Below are 1,190 nucleotides of genomic sequence, written 5' to 3'. Positions count from 1 at the left end.
ACCAACAAATCGGAGGAAACCTTAAAGTAACCGCCTTGAGACCCAACAACGGTCAAAAAGGCTGTGGAACCAACCAAGATTTAGAAGCCAAGTATAAAAAGGCCTATGACAAAGGCAAGCAACGAAAGGCAAAAAAGCTAATTGAAGAACTACTGAGAAGAGATCCATTTAATAGTCAGTACAAGAAGATGGAAGAAGCCTTGCAAGAATCATAAGGAGTAGCGGCTTCCAAACGTCCATTAGGGCTGCCATTACAAACCAGAAGCTTCCTGTCACAAGGTAAACTGATTTCAAAATCACAAAAAGACTTTTTTAAGGTTAAGTAGTATCTATTTTCCGCTTTGGGCAGTTATGACATTTCCAGATAAATTTCATTACTACATTTGTCGTACTGTTAGGATTGACAGGTTTGCCTATTTGGTTATATAGAGAAAAAAGAGATGAAACCAGCAAGAAATATAAATATGTCTGTACAAGAGTATATAGCTATGAAATAGAGGCCAGCAGAAATTTGAATACATAATGGACAGTTATTTGCCTTAGCTGGAGGATCATAGAACATGCCTTACTTGTAGGCAACATATATGCTGAGTTAAGAAATGGGCTGAGAAAAAGGACGCCAACTGTAAACCTATCACCAGTGAAGCTAAGCTCCACATCAAGAGGGAAAACAATATGTTTATCCTGATTCGATGGTAATCTGTGGGGCATTGAAAGATTAATCGAACTAAGGATGCCGTTACCAATCATACGAATTGTTGAAGTATTATCCAAATCCACAATTGAGTATGATAAAGGTGACAAGTTTTACTTTTACAGGCAAGTTCTTCATTACAAGAAATATGTACTAATAGAACAAAATAGATATGTAGTAGAAGTGTATTTCAAGAGGGGAAAAACGATTTATGGAGTATATCAAGATATGAAGGACTAGATCAATTCTAAAGTTACAATCTGTAGGAATAGAAATTTCAATGAAGGAACTGTATTTCGATGTAGATATTAACAATGATGAGGACTAGGCTTCCAGTGAAGCCGACAACTCTTCCGATGAAGGTTAACATATCGCATATCCAGCCTATTCCAAGCCACGATCAATAAAGCTATGACTCAATTACTAAGGACTGTAAAGTGTATTGGATTACTATTTGTAATTGTATTGCTGGTCACAAATTGTGATGTTAAGAATA

The 1,190-nt window shown here is 36.3% G+C and carries 2 protein-coding genes; both read left to right on the top strand.

The window, feature by feature from the left end; all coding sequences use genetic code 11:
• On the top strand, nt 1-215 hold a 215-nt coding region (locus D5R40_RS36775), incomplete at its 5' end, for a hypothetical protein (protein WP_161565187.1).
• Between the two features lie 518 nt (nt 216-733).
• Nucleotides 734-934: a Uma2 family endonuclease gene (locus D5R40_RS33170; protein WP_124155901.1), complete on the top strand. Its 201-nt coding sequence runs from the start codon at nt 734-736 to the stop codon at nt 932-934.
• The last annotated feature ends 256 nt before the right edge of the window (nt 935-1,190 follow it).

The sequence above is a fragment of the Okeania hirsuta genome, from assembly GCF_003838195.1.
GTDB lineage: Bacteria > Cyanobacteriota > Cyanobacteriia > Cyanobacteriales > Microcoleaceae > Okeania > Okeania hirsuta.
This window is presented reverse-complemented; position numbering and strand designations above follow the sequence as displayed.

Excerpts from the sequence above, each read along its gene's own strand:
- D5R40_RS33170 (WP_124155901.1), top strand. The coding sequence starts at position 734 with ATGCCGTTACCAATCATACGAATTGTTGAAGTATTATCCAAATCCACA.